Annotated in this window: 1 pseudogene; it reads right to left on the bottom strand. The window is 74.2% G+C overall.

Annotated elements, in window-relative coordinates:
• Positions 1–252 (bottom strand): annotated as a pseudogene (locus AC0IW9_RS31355) (M23 family peptidase); the annotation flags it as partial.

The raw sequence follows: 252 nt of genomic DNA, 5'->3' as shown, positions 1-252 counted from the left end.
GGCGTGACCTGGGCGGGAGGCAGGCCGGTGATGCGCTGGGTCGGCCAGTCCCGCCGGGTGACGGCAAGGCGCTGGGTTTTGCTGAGGCCATTGGGGGCGGTGAGTGTGAGCATCGCCTCGGGGCCATGGTCGCGGCTGAAGCCGAAGGCGTATTCGCAGCCGGGTCCGACCCGGAGGCCGCGCCCATACAGCGCCAGGCGGGTGCCGGGGGCGACGCGGCCATGGGCGAAGCCGCCCTGGGTCAGGCCCTCG

This window comes from Belnapia sp. AC561 (genome assembly GCF_979252845.1).
Note: the sequence above shows the minus strand (reverse complement) of the source record. Positions and strands in the feature narration are given on the sequence as shown.